Source organism: Acinetobacter sp. S4397-1 (genome assembly GCF_024129285.1).
In the GTDB taxonomy this organism is placed as follows: Bacteria; Pseudomonadota; Gammaproteobacteria; order Pseudomonadales; family Moraxellaceae; genus Acinetobacter; species Acinetobacter lwoffii_C.
This window is the reverse complement of the sequence record NZ_JAMXXZ010000004.1, coordinates 45805-66154: the sequence shown is the minus strand read 5'-3', so window position 1 is coordinate 66154 and position 20350 is coordinate 45805. Positions and strand designations below refer to the sequence as shown.

Annotated in this window: 18 protein-coding genes; 7 read left to right on the top strand and 11 right to left on the bottom strand. The window is 43.2% G+C overall.

Annotated features, from left to right (window positions below):
* The first annotated feature begins 9 nt into the window (after nt 1-9).
* The 3 genes from gatC to gatB are packed head-to-tail and all read left to right on the top strand — an operon-like array spanning nt 10 to nt 3330.
* Nucleotides 10-324 (top strand): Asp-tRNA(Asn)/Glu-tRNA(Gln) amidotransferase subunit GatC, encoded by a 315-nt coding sequence (gene gatC, locus NI467_RS03875; protein ID WP_151205525.1) that lies wholly within the window; start codon nt 10-12, stop codon nt 322-324.
* 52 nt (nt 325-376) lie between these two features.
* Nucleotides 377-1855, top strand: a complete 1479-nt coding sequence (gene gatA, locus NI467_RS03870; RefSeq protein WP_253151057.1) for an Asp-tRNA(Asn)/Glu-tRNA(Gln) amidotransferase subunit GatA — start codon at nt 377-379, stop codon at nt 1853-1855.
* Nucleotides 1855-3330: an Asp-tRNA(Asn)/Glu-tRNA(Gln) amidotransferase subunit GatB gene (gene gatB / locus NI467_RS03865; protein WP_253151055.1), complete on the top strand. Its 1476-nt coding sequence runs from the start codon at nt 1855-1857 to the stop codon at nt 3328-3330. Before gatA ends, gatB begins: the two co-directional genes overlap by 1 nt.
* Before the next feature lie 46 nt (nt 3331-3376).
* Here gatB and NI467_RS03860 read toward each other — a convergent pair whose 3' ends face one another.
* The 3 genes from NI467_RS03860 to NI467_RS03850 all read right to left on the bottom strand — a co-directional run bounded on the left by NI467_RS03860 (nt 3377) and on the right by NI467_RS03850 (nt 5870).
* Nucleotides 3377-4270: a DUF4231 domain-containing protein gene (locus NI467_RS03860; protein ID WP_253151053.1), complete on the bottom strand. Its 894-nt coding sequence runs from the start codon at nt 4268-4270 to the stop codon at nt 3377-3379.
* Nucleotides 4267-4680, bottom strand: a complete 414-nt coding sequence (locus NI467_RS03855; RefSeq protein ID WP_253151051.1) for a TIR domain-containing protein — start codon at nt 4678-4680, stop codon at nt 4267-4269. The genes NI467_RS03860 and NI467_RS03855 overlap by 4 nt, the downstream gene beginning before the upstream one ends.
* 665 nt (nt 4681-5345) lie before the next feature.
* The gene (locus tag NI467_RS03850; protein WP_253151049.1) at nt 5346-5870 is read right to left on the bottom strand and encodes a hypothetical protein; all 525 of its coding nucleotides are present in this window, start codon (nt 5868-5870) and stop codon (nt 5346-5348) included.
* 225 nt (nt 5871-6095) lie between these two features.
* On the opposite strand from NI467_RS03850, the gene NI467_RS03845 reads away from it, so the two are divergent.
* A complete protein-coding gene (locus NI467_RS03845; protein ID WP_253151047.1) occupies nt 6096-6674 on the top strand; it encodes a DJ-1/PfpI family protein in 579 nt (192 codons plus the stop codon).
* A 102-nt stretch (nt 6675-6776) separates the two neighbouring features.
* On the opposite strand, the gene NI467_RS03840 is transcribed toward NI467_RS03845, so the two are convergent.
* Together NI467_RS03840 and sbmA are read right to left on the bottom strand one after the other, a co-directional pair.
* Complete coding sequence (locus tag NI467_RS03840; RefSeq protein ID WP_253151045.1) at nt 6777-7694, bottom strand: hypothetical protein; 918 nt, start codon at nt 7692-7694, stop codon at nt 6777-6779.
* Nucleotides 7695-8356: 662 nt separating this feature from the next.
* Complete coding sequence (gene sbmA / locus NI467_RS03835; RefSeq protein ID WP_253151043.1) at nt 8357-9550, bottom strand: peptide antibiotic transporter SbmA; 1194 nt, start codon at nt 9548-9550, stop codon at nt 8357-8359.
* 564 nt (nt 9551-10114) lie between these two features.
* Between sbmA and NI467_RS03830 the strand changes: the two genes are divergently transcribed.
* The 3 genes from NI467_RS03830 (at nt 10115) to NI467_RS03820 (ending at nt 13403) form a co-directional block, all read left to right on the top strand.
* Nucleotides 10115-10309 (top strand): hypothetical protein, encoded by a 195-nt coding sequence (locus tag NI467_RS03830; RefSeq protein WP_151206490.1) that lies wholly within the window; start codon nt 10115-10117, stop codon nt 10307-10309.
* A gap of 822 nt (nt 10310-11131) precedes the next feature.
* Nucleotides 11132-12013 carry a trehalose-phosphatase gene (gene otsB, locus NI467_RS03825; protein ID WP_374982198.1) on the top strand — a complete coding sequence of 294 codons (882 nt, stop codon included), beginning with the start codon at nt 11132-11134 and terminating at the stop codon, nt 12011-12013.
* Nucleotides 11970-13403 carry a trehalose-6-phosphate synthase gene (locus NI467_RS03820; RefSeq protein WP_151204441.1) on the top strand — a complete coding sequence of 478 codons (1434 nt, stop codon included), beginning with the start codon at nt 11970-11972 and terminating at the stop codon, nt 13401-13403. Before otsB ends, NI467_RS03820 begins: the two co-directional genes overlap by 44 nt.
* Nucleotides 13404-13430: 27 nt before the next feature.
* Here NI467_RS03820 and NI467_RS03815 read toward each other — a convergent pair whose 3' ends face one another.
* From NI467_RS03815 to katE, 6 genes are all read right to left on the bottom strand, one after another.
* Nucleotides 13431-14681 carry an MFS transporter gene (locus NI467_RS03815; RefSeq protein WP_253151032.1) on the bottom strand — a complete coding sequence of 417 codons (1251 nt, stop codon included), beginning with the start codon at nt 14679-14681 and terminating at the stop codon, nt 13431-13433.
* A gap of 205 nt (nt 14682-14886) precedes the next feature.
* Nucleotides 14887-15600, bottom strand: a complete 714-nt coding sequence (locus NI467_RS03810) for a glycosyltransferase family 2 protein (protein WP_253151022.1) — start codon at nt 15598-15600, stop codon at nt 14887-14889.
* Nucleotides 15597-16211 carry a class I SAM-dependent methyltransferase gene (locus NI467_RS03805; RefSeq protein WP_253151020.1) on the bottom strand — a complete coding sequence of 205 codons (615 nt, stop codon included), beginning with the start codon at nt 16209-16211 and terminating at the stop codon, nt 15597-15599. Before NI467_RS03805 ends, NI467_RS03810 begins: the two co-directional genes overlap by 4 nt.
* Nucleotides 16201-16986, bottom strand: a complete 786-nt coding sequence (locus tag NI467_RS03800; protein ID WP_253151018.1) for a PIG-L deacetylase family protein — start codon at nt 16984-16986, stop codon at nt 16201-16203. Before NI467_RS03800 ends, NI467_RS03805 begins: the two co-directional genes overlap by 11 nt.
* Nucleotides 16974-17960 carry an acyl-CoA dehydrogenase family protein gene (locus NI467_RS03795; protein WP_253151008.1) on the bottom strand — a complete coding sequence of 329 codons (987 nt, stop codon included), beginning with the start codon at nt 17958-17960 and terminating at the stop codon, nt 16974-16976. Before NI467_RS03795 ends, NI467_RS03800 begins: the two co-directional genes overlap by 13 nt.
* A 198-nt stretch (nt 17961-18158) precedes the next feature.
* Entirely contained in the window at nt 18159-20279 is a 2121-nt protein-coding gene (katE, locus tag NI467_RS03790) for a catalase HPII (protein ID WP_253151006.1), read from the bottom strand.
* Between the last annotated feature and the right edge of the window lie 71 nt (nt 20280-20350).

Sequence of the window (20350 nt, the reverse complement as noted above, 5' to 3'; positions counted from 1 at the left end):
GGTAATATTATGTCTACATCGGATGCACAGTCTTCTGCAGATTTAAATGCAGAAACAGTTTCAGCTATTGCCCACCTCGCAAGGTTATCTCTCAATGATACGCAATCTGCTGAATATGCTCAAAGTTTAAATAAAATTTTAGGCATGATGGAAACCCTGAAAGGCATCGATACAGACGGTGTTGAGCCGCTAAAAAGCCCTTTCGACCACCCGCAGCCATTACGTGAAGATGTCGTGTCGGAAAGCAATCATCGCGAGCAGTACCAGGCCATTGCCCCTGCAGTACAGGACGGCTTATATCTCGTCCCGCGTGTGATTGAGTAATTACTACCCAGTTCATTCTTTTTATTAAATTAAACGTAAAGAATTATTTCTCATGACAGATTTACATCGCTTATCCATTCGTGAACTTAGTGAAGGCCTGGCCAATGCCCAGTTTTCATCCCGCGAATTAACTGCACATTATTTAAAGCGCATTGAAAAGATTGATGCTCAGGTGAAGTCTTATGTGACTGTCACTGCTGAACAAGCCCTGGTGCAAGCCGATGCCGCAGATGCGGCCATTAAAGCCGGAAATGCAACCGCACTGACTGGGATTCCGATTGCACACAAAGATATTTTCTGTACCCAAGGCATTAAAACCACTGCCGGTTCTAAAATGCTGGACAATTTTATCTCTCCTTACGACGCAACCGTTGTAGCGAAAGCTAAAGCTGCGGGCCTGGTGACGCTTGGTAAAGTGAACATGGACGAGTTTGCCATGGGTTCAACTTCCGAGTCATCTTACTTTGGCGCGACCAAAAACCCTTGGGCTTTAGATCATGTTCCAGGTGGTTCTTCAGGTGGTTCTGCTGCGGTTGTAGCGGCTGATCTGGCACCCATCGCAACCGGTACTGATACAGGTGGTTCAATCCGTCAGCCCGCCTCTTTCTGTGGTCTGACCGGTCTGAAACCGACTTATGGCCGGGTATCGCGTTTCGGTATGATCGCGTACGCATCATCACTGGATCAAGGCGGCCCAATAGCACGTTCGGCTGAAGACTGTGCTTATCTGATGAACGTGATGGCCGGTCATGATGCTAAAGACTCTACTTCAATCAATAAAGAAGTAGATGATTATGTGGCAAACCTCAATGGCACATCAGTCAAAGGTTTACGCATTGGTATTCCAAAGCAGTACTTCAATGTTGAAGGTTTGGCTGCCGATGTGAAAGCACGTGTTGAAGAATCCCTGAAAAAACTGGAAGACATGGGCGCCATTCTGGTTAAGATTGATCTCAACATGACTGAAAGCTATGTACCGACCTACTACCTGATCGCACCTGCAGAAGCATCGTCTAACCTGTCCCGCTATGACGGCGTGCGTTATGGCTACCGTGCAGAGAATCCTGTGGACTTGATGGACTTGTACAAACGCTCACGCTCTGAAGGTTTTGGTGCTGAAGTACAACGCCGTATTCTGATCGGGACCTATGCTCTGTCGGCAGGCTATTACGATGCGTACTATGTAAAAGCGCAAAAAGTCCGTCGCCTGATCCAGCAAGACTTCTTAAAAGCCTTTGAAAATGTAGATGTGATTGCTGCACCATCTGCACCAACTACAGCTTATAAGATTGGTGCTAATCTAAGCCCAACGGAAATGTATTTGGGTGATATCTATACCCTCGCAGTGAACCTGGCAGGTCTTCCTGCGATTAACGCGCCTGTTGGTTTTGACCAAGACCACTTGCCAGTTGGCTTACAACTAATTGGTAACTACTGGTCAGAATCTCAATTGTTGTCTGTGGTCCATCAGTACCAGCAAGCCACAGACTGGCATACCAAACGCGCGGCAATTGCTGAGGAGAACGCATAATGGCTCAAGCTCAAAAAAAACCAAAGTCAAATTTAATTGATGGTTGGGAAGTTGTCATTGGGATCGAAATCCATACCCAACTGGCGACCAAATCTAAAATCTTCTCGGGTTCTTCCACTGAATTCGGTCAAGATCCAAATACTCAAGCCAGTTTGGTGGACCTTGCTATGCCGGGCGTACTACCGGTATTGAACAAGGAAGTGGTTGATCTTGCCATTCGCTTTGGTTTGGGAATTGATGCTTATATCGACCAGGCTTCTGTATTTGCACGTAAAAACTACTTTTACCCAGATTCGCCTAAAGGCTACCAGATCAGCCAGATGGACAACCCGATTGTGGGCCTCGGTCATATCGATATCCAGCTGGACGATGGCACAGTTAAACGCATTGGCGTAACACGTGCGCATTTAGAGGAAGATGCAGGTAAATCGATTCATGACCAGTTTGAAGGCATGTCTGGTATCGATTTAAACCGTGCAGGTACACCGCTGCTTGAAATCGTATCTGAACCGGATATGCGTTCGGTCGAAGAAGCAGTGGCTTATATTAAAGCCATTCATACACTGGTACGCTGGTTAGGTATTTCTGACGGTAATATGGCGGAAGGCTCGTTCCGTGCCGACTGTAATGTGTCGTTACGCCGTCCGGGTCAACCGTTCGGTACACGTTGTGAATTGAAAAACCTGAATTCATTCCGTTTCATTGAGCAAGCGATTAATGTTGAAATTGAGCGTCAGATGGAAATTCTGGAATGGGACGGCACCATTGATCAGGAAACGCGTCTGTTTGACCCGGTGAAGATGGAAACCCGTTCTATGCGCTCGAAAGAAGAAGCGAACGATTACCGCTACTTCCCTGACCCAGACTTGTTGCCTGTGATCATTGCAGACGAGCAAATTGAAGCGGCACGTGCTGCGTTGCCAGAGCTTCCTGCGGCACGTCGTGCGCGTTTCGTGGCGGACTTTGGTGTGACTGAGTACGATGCTCATGTGCTTACACTAACGCGTGAAATGTCAGAGTTCTACGAAGACGTGGTTAAAGCTGCTGGTGACGCTGCACAAGGTAAGATTGCGGCAAACTGGGTCATGGGCGAATTCTCAGGGGCACTCAACAAAGCAGGCTTAGATTTAGCCGATTCTCCTGTATCTGCGGAAAAACTTGGCGGTATGATCGCGCGTATTGTAGACAACACCATTAGCGGTAAGATCGCGAAACAAGTGTTCGGTTTTATGTGGGACGAAGGCAAAACTGCGGACGAGATTATTGCTGAGAAAGGCTTGAAACAGGAAACTGATACAGGCGCGATTGAAGCAATTATTAAAGAAGTGCTTGCTGCCAACGAGAAGATGGTTGATGAGTATAAATCTGGTAAAGAGAAAGCGTTCAATGGCCTGGTTGGTCAAGTGATGAAAGCGTCACGTGGTAAGGCTAACCCTGCTCAAGTGAATGAGTTGATGAAGAAATTGATTGGTTGATCTGATCTTTCTTTAATAAAAAACCCGCTTTAGAGCGGGTTTTTTATTAAAACTTTTTCCGAGCAACCCATTGGGTATGTTCTCTAGAAAAGGCTTGCTCAGCAGAATCTACAAAGCGTTCGAATTCATCTGGGTCATAACCTAATAATGAGAATTCTTCAGCTAGTTTCTGAATTTCATGCGCTGTTAAAATATATGAACTAGCTAACTCTCCATGCTTTTTAATTTGAACCCAACCTATTAAAGCAGTAATTAATACTAAAATTGGTTCAACATTACTATACCAATCAGTACTCAATATATATTTAGAAGCAATTAATATCATTGAAATCAAATATAAAACTATTAACCCAACTATAGTAATCATCCAATTTCTATTAGCTTTTTTATTAAAACTTGCTTTCTTTGCATACCACAATTTTTGGTCTTGAATCCTATACTTTAAATAAAATTCTTTTTTCTCCTCCAAATTATACAATCTGATAGCTTTCATGGAATCAGTAATTGCACTGCTGTGAACTAAGTCTGTTTCTGCAATAGGTGCAATCGAAGCAAAATCATTAACTTCTTTTATTTCCTCTAATCTATTTAGAAACTCTTGCGTAGAAATTTTTTCGTCATTTTTTATAGACTTATCATTAAATGGTGAGCTACCCATTACATAACGCCAAGTAATTGTCTTTACAGATTCAGCTAAAGCTCTTGCTCGATACCAAGTTTGTTCAGGTTTTATAAAGTGTCGGTAAAGCTGACTAAATAGTAATGCGCAGACAAGCACAAATGTCCAAATGAAATATATAACCTCAAATTTCATCAAAGCAGTTATTGCTGTAATGAAAAGAAAAAAGTATTCAACTCTAATCAAATTTAGGTATTTATCTTGAGCTTTTTGAGAAACATCACTTGCACATTTGTAAAGTCCTGGGAAATCCAATTTCATACGAATTTCCCTTGAGCAACTAACTTTCTAATCGCTGAAGTAATACTTTTGCTATTCCAACCAACTACTTCATTAGCAGCTAGGGTTACTCTTAAAGGAGTTCTTTCTGCTCCCCAAGGAATAATTGCAACTATTGGCTTCTTCATGCGAAGTGCCTCATCAATTTCGTAACCAATCCAATCACTATGATTAGTATACATGCCTGCTAGAATTACGACACATTGGGCATACGCTATTTGTTTTGTAATCTGCTCCTTTAATTGGGCATTAGTCATACCGATAAATGCCTTATCCTCAGGTACAGAACTGTTAGTCCACTCAAAATCGGGATCATCATTCAGAAATTTGACAGCTCGACAGTACTTTTCACTATATTTCCAAGAATGGCTAATGAATAAACGGTGTGACATTGTTATAAAGTCCTATAATTTTGTTGTATTTATACTAAATTATGATTATTTTTTGTATTTCAATAGTCTGTATTGTAACTTAATATTTCAAAATTATAGCCATCAAAAAAGTATCCTCAATCACCAAACTCGAAGACTCGAAGACTCGGGATGCATTCAACTGTTAAAGTCCTTTTTCATGTGTGGCTAGAACCCTCATCCTCCTTGCGAAGCAGTGCTTCTCATCCCAGTGGGAGAAGGAGCTTTCATTACGAATTGAATACCGCCATATATTTTGTAATGGACGTTCCCTCTCCTGAGCGAGTTTTAAAGCACTGCTTTTAAAACAAAGCGCAAGTGAGGGTTAGGGAGAGAGGTATTTTTAAAAAAGAAACACATTAGCGAGGATTACTATTTATGCTATAAAATCAAAAACACTTAAGAAAAACAAAAATGACAACCGAACTCTTACTTATCATCATTCAAGTAGTAATTGACATATTCGCAGTTGTTATTGTCTTTTTGCTCATTGTTCCTAAAAACTGTAAATGGCTCTCTGAAATAAAACCTGAACCCCGTAGAAAACAACGCGGATAGATTTTCCTATGGAGCTGAAGTGATCTTCTCCCCCATTTACTGGCTGATTAAAATCATCATCGCTATCTTCAAATAAACTCAAAAACCACTTATTCCTCTCGAATCACCCCTAACTTATTCCACACATCCGGTGTCAAAAACGTCACCACTAATTTATTTAAATCAATATATCGCACCACGCCCTTGAGCTGCTCTTTCACTGCTGGAGTTTTTAGAATTTCTTCCCCCGTAATACTGCCCAGCTCCTGAAAACTATTACCAACAGCTGGCAAGCCTTCTGCCTGAATCACTGCTTTGGTCTGTGCCGAACATTGTTCAACTAAAATGCGCTGCAACACCGTCGCCAGATTTCTATCCAGTGTTTCCTTTTGAGTTGCAGTTACATTGCTAAAGGCCTTTAAGTCAGGATGATTACCCAAGGCCACAAAGGTCCATTGCAACACCATCGTCTTATCCGTTGTTGTGGTCGATTTCACCAGACAATCACTCAACTGATCCACCGTTGGCCCGGCCGATGCAAGTTGAGTTGCACCGCATAAAGCAAGCGCCATTACAGCAGCACAGCCCATACGGGAAAATGTGTGGCGAACAGCAATGAATACACTACGAGACATCAGGCAAACTCCTATTAACAATGAATTCTTTGTATCACAGACCGCCTCTGCTCACCTGTTACCTATCTGTAAAAATAAATATTATTCTTTTACTTAGCTCAAAATTCCATGATTTTAAAAACTATTTTTATTCGACCAAAGAAGGTTTCCATTTTCTTATCACTGTCACCTACTTATGCTAAGGTTCGCTAAAACAGTAAAAGTATACTTTTCGAGGGGAAAAACATGTCTAAGCAAATTCTGATGCTGGTTGGCGACTATGCCGAAGATTATGAAACTATGGTGCCATTTCAGTTTCTGAGCGGCCTAGGCTATACCGTGCATGCAGTGTGTCCTTACAAAAAAGCGGGAGATAGCATTGCAACAGCCATTCATGACTTTGAAGGCGAGCAAACTTATAGCGAAAAACGCGGTCATAACTTTGCCATTAACTATGATTTTAATACGGTAAATTCACAGGAGTATGTGGGACTGGTCATTCCTGGTGGACGTGCGCCTGAATACTTGCGTATGAATGATCGTGTGGTCGAGATTGTGCGTCAATTTGATGCAGCACAAAAACCGATTGCTGCGGTGTGTCATGGCGCGCAGCTTTTAGCCGCTGCAGATGTATTAAAAGGCCGTGTCTGTTCTGCTTATCCTGCTTGCGCTGCTGAAGTCAAATTGGCTGGCGGTCAATATGCCGACATTGCTGTTACTGAAGCGGTTACCGACGGTCATCTGGTTACTGCGCCTGCATGGCCTGCTCACCCGGCGTGGATGGCACAATTTATCAAAGCTTTAGGCGCCACCATTCGCCTTTAATGCTTTATGCTAAAGATTCTAAACTTGCTGGACTCTAAGCGGGTTTAGAATCTTTCCTATCATAATTGCAACTGCTTAAACCTCATTGATCAAGAAAAACATCTAATTGATTTGCTTCAGCATATTCTTCGCACCACTATGATTATAGTGAGTCGCTAAGTTTTGCAACACTCGCTTGGCCTGAGCTTTAGAGTTCGGGAAGCGATTCGCATAAGCAGGAATACCATTCAGGCAGCGCGCCACCAGCATTCCCGACTCGGTATATACCCGGGTGCCTTCTGTTCCTTGTAACTTGCCATAATTATAAGCACGCTGCGCATTATTACAGGCATTGTTCAGATTTTTACCGCTATTAATATCACGACGGGCTACCACATAGAGCTTCATCTGCTGCTGTTGTGGCGTTTCCACTTTACGGCGCGTTACAACTGCAGGCTGTTCTGGAGATACTTTACTTGCTTGTTTATCTGTTTCTTTTTTATCAAGATCAGCTTTCTCGACCTCTTTCACAGTAGTTTTAGCTTCTGCTTTATCATTGCCCGGTTTCCTGACTTTAGAGGCGGTCTTATGAGCCTGATAAAAATTATGCGCTTCATTCAACGTGAACATCTGTGTCAATAAACGTACTGCCCGCGTGCCCTTCTTATCCTGCTGGCGCTCGGAAACAGGTTCAATCGATACAATCCAGTTTTTTTGTGCCTGGCTCGACAAATGGCACTGATAGGCACCAATCCCTTGGGTGACATAACGATTTTTATTTAGACTGCTTCTTTGGGCATTCTCTTTGACCAGACTTAGGCGGCTTCGATGTAACAGGGAAAACTTCCCGCCCTGTTCATGACAATACTGGCTGAGGACGGTACGGGGATATAAAGATTGCGGTTCCAGGTGCTGTCGGGCTGCGTCCCATACATAGACATACTCTTTTGCCTGACCATTTTCTAAGTTTAAATTTCTTTTGACAATCACTTCTTGAGGGCTAACAAAAGGGTGCAAAGCCTTGGGTTTTGAGGGCATCATACTATTACAGCCCGCTAAAATTATTGTACTTATTGTTAGAATGATGAATTTTAATTGCACAGCAAACATCTCAACCCGGATTAAGCTATAACATATAGCAAATACAAAAAAACGACAATCACAAGATATTGATAAATATCGGAATTAAAGTAAACATTCGCACAGATCATCACCAAAGGTGTTAAATATGACAACCTTTGTTTTATAAAAATGGATTTTGTTAACATTTTAATGGTTCATCAATTGGACAAATCACTATATTTAAATTTTAACCACAACCTGCTCACCTAAAAGCCGAAGAAACGAGTTGTTCGGTTATCCATTCTAAATATACTCAAGATCTTTTTATTACTTTATTGCCTCCCTAAACATTGATTCACTTCTTCTATATCCTCTAGATGAGATTAGAAAATTGAATCATTTCAAATATGTAAAATATATTTTTATATACACCCAGTATGTAAATTAAAACAGCAGTCATACTGATCTCTCAGACACTAGATAAGAAAAAACGGTTAAATATCCTGACACTGAGAGGTTGCGACCATTGAGCGGCACATAGAGCAGTGAATTTGTTGGCTCATTTTCTCGCTTTCCCTGAAAAACAAAAAAAGGCCAAACTTTGAAGGTTTGGCCTTAAAATTAAATATTTTAAATCTCATTTATTTAATATGGGATTCAAACGCTTTCAAACGTTTATAGATCGACAAGAGTTCAATAATCGTCGGCCAAGACATAATCAGGTATTGAAAAGACTCGCGAACTTTGCCAAAAACGTTCATGATTTGCATCATTAAGCCCAGCGTAATCGTGCCCGCAGCAATACTTGGGAACAGAATAAATAGTCCGTAAATATTATCGAGCTGCAAATACCAGATCCGCACCATATTGAAATAGGCATAATGGAAATATAAACGGAAATAGTTCCAGCGTACCCGGCTAAAAAGTTCCTGCAAGGTCAAAGGATGGGCACGATCTTCATAATCTTCGCCGTAAACCAGCTCTTTTCGATAGGCAGCTTCTACTTTCTGGTTATTAAATTCCAGTCCTGGCAGCTTCATGCCAACGATTATCAAGATCACCGTTCCCAGTGCCGCCCAACCAATTGATGCCCACACCAAACTATGTTGAATCTCCCCGACAAAAGGCAAAACTTTTACATGCGAGGACAGTTGGTACAAAACAGGCAAAAAAGCCATTAATAACATAAGGGATTCAATCAGGGAAACACTAAGCTGCTCGGTGGTCTTGGCAAAACGCATGGTATCTTCCTGAATACGCTGTGATGCCCCTTCAATATGACGCAGTTTTTCCCAGTGTGCAGTGTAATAATCATTCATTGCAGTACGCCAGCGGAATACATAATGGCTGACAAAAAACAGGTTAAAGACTGCCAGCGTGACATAAATCATGGCAATATAAATAAAGGTCAATGCCTCCTGGTAAAGAAACTTTACATCCCCTCCACCTTGACTGAGCATATTCTGAATCTGGTTATAAAACGGATTGTACCATTCGTTCAGCACCACATTGACCTGTACGCCAAACCAGATATTAAACAGGATAAAAGCTGATCCCCAGACGGACCAGCGCTGCCATGGGTGATGGGCTTTAAACCGCCAAAACAAAGCAAACAAAGTGGTAGCGACAAAGAACCATAGATAAAACCAGATAAATTTCGGGGTCCAGAAGCGGTTAATTCCAATAGGAAGAGTTGCATCCTGATACCCTTGTGCCAAGCCGAGATAAACACCCCAGCCTGAACCACCGCTATGCCAAAGGCCGAGATTGATTAGAAACCACAAGACCAGACTGCTGAAAAACCAGACCGGTTGCGGAAAAAATGACTTGAACATAGAGGTATAACTCTCCTTTTATCTCTGGTTCAGAAATGAAGCACAGTGTATTCTTATTTTTAGCCTGAGAACCTGCGACAGCATTATTTTTCAATTTAATGCAAAAAACAACAGATGAATATAAAACATTGATGCCTTAAATATAATTTATTCTTTTAGATTAAATTTATTCTAAATACAGGGGGGTGTTGGCACTTGGTCGAGCTGGGCGACAAAATATATGCTGAGCTAGACGAGACAGAAAACCCAGTCACTCTCCATGAATAAGCCATCATACTATAGCCGCCTCCCCTCTTCTTCACTTCAGTCATTCAATTTTATCTTTAGTTTTGGGGCATCTTTGGCTCTCATAATTTTAAGGGTTAAAATAAAGAATTTTTATCGAATGGAAAATTACCAAGATACTATTTTTATCTTTTCTATGTAGCATATGTTTTTTTAATCTACTGAAATTAATCATGAAATAATTGATAAAGTTCTCATTTTTTATAGAAACAGTTGAATTTTCACAAAACATGTTATGATTAGGCCTATAAAAATTCATTGACCGCGGGGAGATAAAAAATGGAAAAATCAGTCATCGAACTGCTGAAGCCTGTAACACTGGAAAAAGAAAACTGTCCTCCTTTGGTATTTGAAACAGGTACAGTTCTGAAAGTCCTGATGCAGACTCCTACCAGCCTGCTGGTGAGTAAGGACGATGATTTTAATTTTACTGTTGCTTTAAAAGATGAAAACAAGATTTGGCGTGTACTTTAAATAAAAATAATCGGCTCGACAGAGACTTTATTCTGGTCTGAAAGAATTTAATACCTCCTCCAGATTCTGCTAAAGCCAAGGTTTCAAAAACTCTGATCATTGGCTTATAGAGCAAAGCTGCTGTGTACAAAATGATAGCTCTACCAAATGGCCGGCAGTATTTCTCACTTTCAGCGTGAATAGCTGGCATGTTCCATTTCGTCAACTGCCTAATATTTTATTTTGCTGTATGGTCTGAAATGATATTGGTCTGCTGTAGATGACTAAACTGTCTTCAGGTCCTTTTAAAGATCAACACTTGGCAGGTCTTAAAATCAGAACTTTACTGTTTGCATTTATTTTGACTCCTGACCCATATCAGGTTCATTAATTAAGTCTCAACTTCATAACTCTGATTTAAAGTCAGAAAACTTTATCTGCTTGTATCAAGGTATTCTATTTTACCTCCAATAACCTTAAATAGAACTTTAAATAAAAAGTCACTTTAAATCGTTAAATTTAAAACATTTTCAAAACACAACGTGTTTTATATTCTAAAGGAAAATTTAAAGCATTTTAAAGTTTCAGTTAATTATTTACTATAATTACATAAATATACATTTTTCTAATAAAATAAATAATCATACACTCAGAAAATATAATATTTAAATCGCCTAAATATTTCGAAATTTTACAAAGTAAAGATACACACTAAAAGTGTTTGGTTTCTGCATTGAAGACCGAATCAATAAAAATAATATGTTATAAATCTAGAAGATCAAAAACCAACCAAGTCAAAATTTAATATTTATTTAACTCTATATCAATTACTTAGGTAGATTTATAATGTTCAAGCATTCAGAGCAAGTTATAGAAGATTCATCTGAAGCTTCTTTTTATATGTCGCCAAATATGATTATAAATGCTTGCCCATCAGAGATTTATTCTCAAGACTTGGTTTTATTTCTTGATATTGATGGAACAATCTCTGAGTTTAACCCTAATCCAGAAAAAAGTATTATTAGTAGTGAAATTATAGGTTTACTTAAACAATTACAAACCTACCTCACCCTTATATTAGTTACTGGCCGTTCTATTATACAGGCGCAAAATCTTATCTATCCATTTAAATGGAATATCGCAGGTTCACATGGCCTGGAATTAAGATATCAGTCTGAATTAAAAACGTTAATTCAATTAAATCCAGAACGGCTTCAACAATTAAAAGACTATATTCAAACTCATGCACGGCAGCTTGCTCAACTGAGAATTGAAGTTAAACGCTATTCCGTTGCCCTCCATTTTCGTGAACATCCGGACATGGAGCAGGCGGCACATACACTGGCTTTAAACTGCCTGTCTCAGTTTCCAGAGTTTGAGCTGAAACCTGGCAAATATGTCTTTGAACTTGTACCTCAAGGTGCGAACAAAGGCTCAGCCATTCAGCAGATCATGCAGCAATATCACTCCCCCACTGCTTATCCCATTTTTATCGGCGATGACCTGACCGACGAAGCCGGTTTTCAGGCCATTAACGCATTGAAGGGCTGTTCCATTAAAGTCGGCAGCGGAGTAACCGCGGCGCAATACAGATTAGAAAATGTGTCCCAAGTGCAAGCTTTTCTGGAAATATTTTTAACATCACTCAAAGCACAAGAACAACAATTATCGGAGAAATCACATGTCAAAACTCATCGTGTTATCAAATCGTGTGAATCTACCTAACCCAGATAACATGAAAGCTGGTGGATTGGCTGTCGCATTGCAGGATGCTTTGCAGGATATCGGCGGAATCTGGGTAGGCTGGAACGGTTCAAGAACTGAACAGGTCAAGGAGCAAAAATTTCAGATTCAGAAGTTTCAGAATGTCGAATATCATACCAGTCCATTGACTGAGTCCCAGTATCAGGGATTTTATTGTGGTTTTGCCAATAATGCCTTGTGGCCACTGATGCATGATCAGCATCAACTGGTAGATTATCAGCCTCAGGATTTCAAGATATATAAAGAGGTAAATTTACGTTTTGCCAAACACCTGAAACAGATTGCTTCGCCACATGACATCATCTGGATTCATGATTATCATTTTCTCAGTGTGGCACATTATTGTCGCAAGCTCGGCATGCGTAACCGGATTGGCTTCTTTTTGCATATTCCATTTCCGGAATTGAAACTCTGGCAGACGCTTCCTCCTCATCGGGATTTGGCCCATCATCTGGCAAATTACGACGTGCTCGGCTTTCAAACCCCGCGTGACCAGATGAACTGTATTCATTTTCTGGAACAAATGCTGCATCTTGGGCACCGCAATGATGAGATTCTAAATTATCAATCCAGACGGATTAATGTGAAATGTTATCCAATTGGCGTGCATCCGGTACAAATTCAGAAACAGGCGGCAGCCAGTCAGCAGACGGAACTTCCATTTCACTTGACTGAAACGCAACCTTATAAAACTATTATCTCAGTTGACCGAATTGACTATAGTAAAGGTTTACTGGAAAAAATTGGCGCCTTGCAAAGCTTGCTGGAAGATCAACCGGAGTTTAAAGGCCAATTCCAGCAGCTACAGATTGCCTGCCCTTGCCGGCTGGATGTAAAAACCTATCAAAACCTCTATCAACAGTTCCAGTCAGCTGTAGAGCAATTGAATCAGCAACATGGTTCAGCAGACTGGCTGCCTTTTGAGTGCAGTTTTAATACGCTCGGTCATGAAAGCCTGATGCACTTATACCGACATGCTGATATTTGCTGGGTAAACTCCATCCGTGATGGGATGAATCTGGTGGCGAAAGAATATATTGCTGCCCAGGATCCGAAAGATCCGGGCGTACTGATCCTGTCCAAATATGCGGGTGCTGCCGAGCAGATGAAAGAGGCTTTACTGGTCGATCCTTATGATCATGACAGCATGAATAAGGCATTAAAAAAAGCCTTACGGATGTCTAAATCAGAACGTATAGAGCGTTATCGTTATTTGCAGCAAGGTCTTAAAAACTTCGACATTATGCGCTGGCGTGATCAGTTCCTGACCGATCTAAAAAAAGCCCAAAGTTTGCGAATTTACCGTCCGCTGGCTGCGGGGATTTCGACCCAGTTCAGTGTACATGGCTAATCGCTGCACCGTAAAAAAACACCAGCTTTATGCTGGTGTTTCATTTTCCAGTACAGGCAGAGCTGCTTCTGGCTGTTCTACAAGTTGTTGATCCGCAGTCAGATGGTTCAGGATGACAATACTTAACAGGCCGAAGGCCACCACAGTAAAGACCACACTTAAGCCAACTATTTCACTCCCAAAACCCACCAGAGCCGGTCCAATTAATGAGCCGGTATAGGCAAAGACTGATACATAAGACAACGCCACGTGGGAGGCCAAAGTCTTTTGACGGCCTGCACGTGAAAACATCAAGGGAACGATATTGGCACTGCCCAGTCCTAACACCGCATAACCCACCAGCACTATAGGCCAGACAGGTGCAAATACCACAATGAATAAACCTGTTGCTGCCAGCAATGCACTCAACAGAATCGTAGTTTTCTCACCTAAAAACTGAATGAACAAATGTCCGCTAAAACGCCCCAGCACCATCAAGGCAGCGAAAAAGCTATAAGCCAAGCCGGTTTGTGCAGCTGGCAAGCTGAACTCGGTCGCCAAATAAATTCCGCTCCAGTCCATGGCCGCCCCTTCGGAAAGAAAAGCCACGAAACAGATCAGACCAATACCGAGAATGGCCCAGGTTGGACGTGACTTCTTAGTTACTTCATGCGCAGTTTCAGTTATATCTTCCTTGATTGCTGGTGCAGGACGACCCAAGCAAAATGGAATAGCGACCACGGTAATAAGCAGTAAAATTATACTGATAGTTACCGCACCCATTAAAGGCAGCAGGCCGAATCCCATTAAAGTCGTCATCCCCAGCACACCTGCCAGACCACCCAGACTACATACGCCATGGAAACCAGACATCAGGCTTTTACCCACGTATTTTTCAATTTGAGCAGCCTGAAGGTTGACCGTTACCCCCAGCGCACCAGCACTGGCACCAAAGAAAAATAGACTGATTGCCATAATCAGGGTGTTTGGACTGGCTGCCAAAGCCGGTAAAATAAACAGGAATACTGCAAGAATGACTGCTAAAACCGGACGGCAGCCAAATTTATTTGCCAGACGCCCCGCCAGTGGCATAGCCAGCATTGAACCAATGCCCGCGCACAGCAATAATAAGCCGAAATCTGCATGGTTCAGAAAAAGACGCTGCTGGGCATAAGGAATAAGCGGTGCCCACGCTGCCGTACTAAAACCCAGACTGAAAAAGCATAAAGCCGTTGCAATCTTTTGCCATAGATAGGGTGATGGAGACTGAAGTCGAGCACGTAAAGTTGGATTTAACATGATGTTGTTCCAAAGAAAATTCAGGCATCCATTACCGAGCATCCATAGAAAAACCCTACCTACTTATAGCTTGGAGGTATAAGTAGGTAGGGCTTAATTTGCGTGAATTATATATAAAATGAAATGAAATAAAATAGGCAAAAAACAGATTTTTTAATATTTTCTTACAAGTGTTTGATTGTATAAATTTTATAATTTTATTGTTTTATTTGTAAACAATGATCGGTTTTTCGACTGCCTCCTGAGTCTCTAGATTTTGCAAGAAACTGGCAAAGCCTTCTGTCACTTTTGAGTTCAAACGACTACTGGTCAGCACTCTTAAACGGTTAGACCAGGTGATCTGGACATTTGCCTGTTCCAGACGCCGAATGAACTCTACATCTTCATGGCAAGCCAGCTGTTCAAAGCCTTGGTTTTTTATATATATATCTGATTTAAAACATAAATTTGCACCATGAACATGGTGATGATTCATTCTATCCTGATAATGGCTCAAGTACTTAACACGGGTTCCTGGGCTCAAATGATCCCACTCATCCAGCTCGACTACTCCGCAAATCACCTCGGTGGGTTGATGCTCTAACATGACTTTAAACCAGTCCGGCTGCACTCGAGAGTCTGCATCAGTGCAGCAGATCCAATCACAGCCTTGAGCAATGAGTTGCTGGATGCCTAAATGACGGGTTTTGCCTACACACTGAAAGTCACACTGGATGCTTTCAACCGCCATTTTCTGGACTTTCTGCGCAGTCTGATCGGTACAAGTGTCTAAGACGACTAAAATCTTAATCTCAAATAGACTTTCCACTGATTCAAGCGATTGAAAAAATTCAAGTTGGGCTGTTTTTAAGGCCAATAAACAGTGTTCAATATAAGCTTCTTCATTGCAAGCAGGAATGACCACACCGATCTTTTTCATTTCAAGCCCTCTTGCTCTGCCACGGATTGAGCGGCATTTACCCACAGATCGACCAGAAAATCAGCTTCTTCCAGATGTAATACCTGACGATATTGCAAGTTTTCTTTTAAATACGCATGGATGACATCGCCATTAAAATGAAAGTCGACAATCGGGGCGCGCCAATGACAGGCCAAAAGACAGCCCCCAGCATCGAGCGCCTCATGTAACCATCGGAGTACCTGTTCCAGACTATGCGGGTCCAGATAATATAGAATCTCACTCACCACAATGAGCTGGAACTTCCGCTTTGGCAAGTCCAACGGGATGATGCCTTGCTGTACATTAACATGTTCATAAGACCGCAACCGTTGCCGAGCCATCTCAACCGCCGTGGCATGCGCATCCAGACAGACCAGCTCCTTACTGCGCTGCGCCAGCTCCTGTGCAAATACACCGTTGCTACAACCAATTTCAATCGCCGAATCAAAAGATGGCTGGGGTAAAATGGCCAGACAAATCTGGCGTTTGCGCTGTTCATACCAACGCTGTTCATAGTGCCAGGGATCACCCTGATTAATACGATAGAGACGATCGAAATATTCCTGCTGATAGGTCAATTTACTGTTCATACAGATAGACCTCCCATGGTTGTAAAAGACGTTGCAGCGCATAACCGGATAGGATTGGCGGCTGTCCGGTCGTCGGGTCCATTTCCAGCTGACTCTTAAAACACTGCGCGGCTCGTCGCTTATGACTTAATTCGGTAGTACTAAGCTGAAGTTTATGGGCAATGTTCCAGTTTATCCGTGCATCACCCGGCTGGGCCCAGTGCCATGCCCAGATCAGCACCTGTATACAAGGCCGCTGCAATTCTGTCGCCAAATCCTGTATTACCTGTGCAGTCCCTTCATGATCAGGATGTCCGTCATGAATAAAGGTCGTCACCAGTACATCATGGGGCTGTAGTTGTGCTTTTAGACGCTGCTTGAGCAGTTCACGCTGTTCAATTACTTCCCCATCCTGAATTTGTAGTGCAATTCGTTCTACGCTCTGCTGCAACTTTAGTGCTGTTAAGGCTTGTCGTGTTTCATGTGGCCGAATCTGATCGAGTTGCGCCGGGCTATAAAGACTGGAATCAGGATGACTGGCAGTGCCATTGGTCACTGCAAAAATCGTAACCGGATACCCGGCCTGATCCAGGCGCTGGATCAGACCGCCACACCCCAGAATTTCATCATCCGGATGTGGTGCAATAATACAGACCCGCGCCCCCATAGGAACTATGGCCTGAATATCGAATGCAGGAAGCTGCTGCAAGATCGGGCAGGACAGCCATTCTTCTTTAGGCGTCCCCTCTCCGTGAATTACCCGGTCTCCTACGATCTCATGAACTAGAGTTGCCATAAGGTCTGCTCCTCCTGTGCACTCAGTTCACCGATACGCTCCAGATCAAACGCCGCATGACTTTGCCTGATAAACACCGGAAGATCCGCAACCAGACGGGCGAAATGAGCATTTTCACAAAACGGCGTCGCACCTAGCGCTTTGCCTACCGTGTTCAGCACATGAAGTGCACTTGCCTCGACTTGAGCGCGCAGGCTGCGAATCTTCAGTTCATGAGACTGTTCAGGATACTGGTCAATCTGCTGTGCCACTTGATGGAACATGGCACGCGTTGCCAAGAGTTCACGACTGACCTCGCCCAAATACATGGCTGTATAAGGATGGGGCCGGTTTAATACGCCCTGTTTTAAATACTGAGCCACAGCGACGGTGGCCCCATACCAGCATGCTGCCACCCCTGCTGCACCATGCCAGAATCCGGCGCGCTCCAGATAAGCATGCGGTGCTGCGACTGCTTGTACCGCAACCTGATCCAATTCAAGACGGCTGGTGCCGGTATGCTGCATTCCGACTGCATGCCAATGCTGCTGATGATAATGAATACCGGGTTGCAACATATCCAGAATCAGGAGCTGCGACTGATGATGTTCATTTCGACAAGTGACCAAGGCGGAATCTACCCAGGCTGCGGCTGAGCACCAAGGCTTGCTTCCACTTAATTTGCCCTGTTCCAGTTGCAGCGGTTGAGGTCCGCCTTCTGCAGCCCAGATTGCCCAGAGCCGTCCGGAATCTGCCGGAATATGAAGTTCATGTAAAATAGCCAGCGCATCCAGATGAGACTCAAACAGTTTGCCCAGGCTTAAGTTGGTCGCAGAAACTTCAGCCAGAATTTGCCAGCGTTTTAAGGTATCGCCCGAGGCAGGTAAAGGAATCTGTTCAGAAAACTGTACCAATTCCTTTAAGGTATGGTGAATACTTTCTTCGAGTTCTAAAGATGAATGTTTAAATTTTTCTAATATTGAACCGAGGTTCATGTGGATTCTTCCTCAAAATGGAAATCGGGTCAGCATCTTCTCCAACAAGCAAAGGGCTGCACTGTCGCTGGGTTTTACACAGGCATCACCTCAATCATTGTTCAATGATTCTGTTTAACCCTATAAATCCTGCTCTACCCCCTCACTCAGCCCTTGCGAAACAAGGAATAGAAGCCGGGGCTTCTATTCCTTTTAAAGTTATGCAGGAATAGTTTCTGCAATCGCTTCACGCATCCACACACGATGGTTCATGATTAAGGTTTTAAATTGATCTTGTACCTTTTCAAACTGTGCACCTACCAAAGTGCCTTCATCACGGCTCAACCGCAGCTCTTCGATCAGCTGGTCTTTATCACCCAGGAAAACCACAGGCTTAAGATGCTTATATGCCTCAAGCAGATAGTGTGTGGCGACCCCATCTTTTAACACCATGTCATGATTATCGCCATCGACAATCACCACAGCATCGTAGGCAATCGAAGGTTCTGCTTTTTGCATGCCATCTGAAGGAATGACTGCACCCTGCTGGCTAAGTACCGGGCCTGAGCGTGGAGTAAGGACATCAGCCACCGCACTTTCTGATTCTGCCCAGGCTTGAACTGCCTTAATACTGGCTTCATTGGCCTGATCATGAGCCAGAATGGCAATTTTTCGCCCCTTGATGTCTTGTGGTTTAAAAGCCTCAAAAGACAGGCGCTTGGAAACCACCACCTCTGGCAGTTTGGCCGCCTTTTTCTCGGCCGGAATCTCGATACCTAGCTGGTCTGCGACCTGCTGGGCCAGAGACAAGTCAATATTGCACAGCACATCCAGTACTTCACGTTCCTGAATATGCTTACGCTGGACTTTACTCAGCTCAAACACATAGGCATCTACAATATGCTTCTGTTCATGCGGCTGCTGGCTTTGGTAGAAAATACGCGCATGACTAAAGTGGTCATTAAAAGATGGGCTGCGCTGACGGATTTTATGACCGTCAATACGCTCCTGATAGCTTTCAAAGCCACCAGCCTGCGCGCCCGCTGCTTCGGCTGGCCAGTTGTTATCAATTGAGTTTGGCTCATAATTGGCCTGGCCACTATAGACAATACGCTGATGCAAGCCATCTCGCTGGTTATTATGAAATGGGCAGACTGGCTTGTTGATTGGAATCTGGTGGAAATTCGGACCACCCAGACGACTTAACTGGGTATCGGTATAAGAAAATAGACGCGCTTGCAGCAGTGGGTCGTTGGTAAAATCAATTCCTGGTACCACATGTCCGGGACAGAAGGCCACCTGTTCAGTCTCGCCGAAGAAATAATCTACATTACGGTTGAGTACCATACGGCCAAGTGGAGTTACTGGCACTAACTCTTCCGGGATGATTTTGGTCGGGTCCAGCAGGTCAAAATCAAACTTCATTTCATCTTCTTCAGCTACGATTTGCACCCCAAGCTCCCACTCAGGATAGTTTCCTGAAGCAATGGCTTCATACAAGTCACGACGATGAAAGTCCGGGTCTTTTCCTGCCAGCTTTTGTGCTTCATCCCAGACCAGCTGTGTCATGCCCTGCTTCGGTGTCCAGTGGAATTTGACAAAGACAGCTTTATTTTCAGCATTAATCAGCCGGAAAGTATGCACGCCAAAACCCTGCATGGAACGCAAGCTGCGTGGAATTGCCCGGTCGGACATGGCCCACATCACCGCATGGGCCGTTTCAGGAACCAGAGACACGAAGTCCCAGAAGGTATCGTGGGCCGTAGCACCGGTTGGTATTTCAGTTTGCTGTTCCGGCTTCATGGCATGTACAAAGTCTGGAAACTTGATACCGTCCTGAATAAAAAATACCGGAGCATTATTTGCCACCAGATCATAATTGCCTTCATCAGTATAAAACTTGGTAGCAAAACCACGAATATCACGTACTGTATCCGCGGAACCACGTGGCCCCTGTACCGTAGAAAAACGTACAAAAACTGGTGTCTGTACGTCAGTACGGGTCAAAAATCCGGCCTTAGTCCATTTGTCATTGCCGGGATAAGCTTCGAAAAAACCGTGCGCTCCAACACCACGTGCATGCACAATCCGCTCCGGGATACGCTCATGATCGAAATGGGTAATTTTCTCACGTAGAATAAAATCTTCCATGAGCGTTGCGCCGCGAACACCGGCTTTCAGACTGTTCTGATTGTCAGAGATTTTCACCCCCTGATTGGTCGTGAGTGTCTGTTCTGTCGCATCACTACGATATACATCCAGTTGCTCACTTTTCTTATTGGTATTTTGCTTATCTAAACTGCCTGTCGCTGCTATTGGGCTGTTCGCCTTGATTTTCATGATTTTTTCCTTGCCGAGATCGAGTTTAATGAAAGTATTCTTGGTTCTATCTCAAATTTGCTTGAGTCTGG

Bases quoted from the DNA above. Each gene is read 5' to 3' on its own strand.
- gatC (WP_151205525.1), top strand. From the start codon at position 10: ATGTCTACATCGGATGCACAGTCTTCTGCAGATTTAAATGCAGAAACA.
- gatA (WP_253151057.1), top strand. From the start codon at position 377: ATGACAGATTTACATCGCTTATCCATTCGTGAACTTAGTGAAGGCCTG.
- gatB (WP_253151055.1), top strand. From the start codon at position 1,855: ATGGCTCAAGCTCAAAAAAAACCAAAGTCAAATTTAATTGATGGTTGG.
- NI467_RS03860 (WP_253151053.1), bottom strand. From the start codon at position 4,270: ATGAAATTGGATTTCCCAGGACTTTACAAATGTGCAAGTGATGTTTCT.
- NI467_RS03855 (WP_253151051.1), bottom strand. From the start codon at position 4,680: ATGTCACACCGTTTATTCATTAGCCATTCTTGGAAATATAGTGAAAAG.
- NI467_RS03850 (WP_253151049.1), bottom strand. From the start codon at position 5,870: ATGTCTCGTAGTGTATTCATTGCTGTTCGCCACACATTTTCCCGTATG.
- NI467_RS03845 (WP_253151047.1), top strand. From the start codon at position 6,096: ATGTCTAAGCAAATTCTGATGCTGGTTGGCGACTATGCCGAAGATTAT.
- NI467_RS03840 (WP_253151045.1), bottom strand. From the start codon at position 7,694: ATGATGCCCTCAAAACCCAAGGCTTTGCACCCTTTTGTTAGCCCTCAA.
- sbmA (WP_253151043.1), bottom strand. From the start codon at position 9,550: ATGTTCAAGTCATTTTTTCCGCAACCGGTCTGGTTTTTCAGCAGTCTG.
- NI467_RS03830 (WP_151206490.1), top strand. From the start codon at position 10,115: ATGGAAAAATCAGTCATCGAACTGCTGAAGCCTGTAACACTGGAAAAA.
- NI467_RS03820 (WP_151204441.1), top strand. From the start codon at position 11,970: ATGTCAAAACTCATCGTGTTATCAAATCGTGTGAATCTACCTAACCCA.
- NI467_RS03815 (WP_253151032.1), bottom strand. From the start codon at position 14,681: ATGTTAAATCCAACTTTACGTGCTCGACTTCAGTCTCCATCACCCTAT.
- NI467_RS03810 (WP_253151022.1), bottom strand. From the start codon at position 15,600: ATGAAAAAGATCGGTGTGGTCATTCCTGCTTGCAATGAAGAAGCTTAT.
- NI467_RS03805 (WP_253151020.1), bottom strand. From the start codon at position 16,211: ATGAACAGTAAATTGACCTATCAGCAGGAATATTTCGATCGTCTCTAT.
- NI467_RS03800 (WP_253151018.1), bottom strand. From the start codon at position 16,986: ATGGCAACTCTAGTTCATGAGATCGTAGGAGACCGGGTAATTCACGGA.
- NI467_RS03795 (WP_253151008.1), bottom strand. From the start codon at position 17,960: ATGAACCTCGGTTCAATATTAGAAAAATTTAAACATTCATCTTTAGAA.
- katE (WP_253151006.1), bottom strand. From the start codon at position 20,279: ATGAAAATCAAGGCGAACAGCCCAATAGCAGCGACAGGCAGTTTAGAT.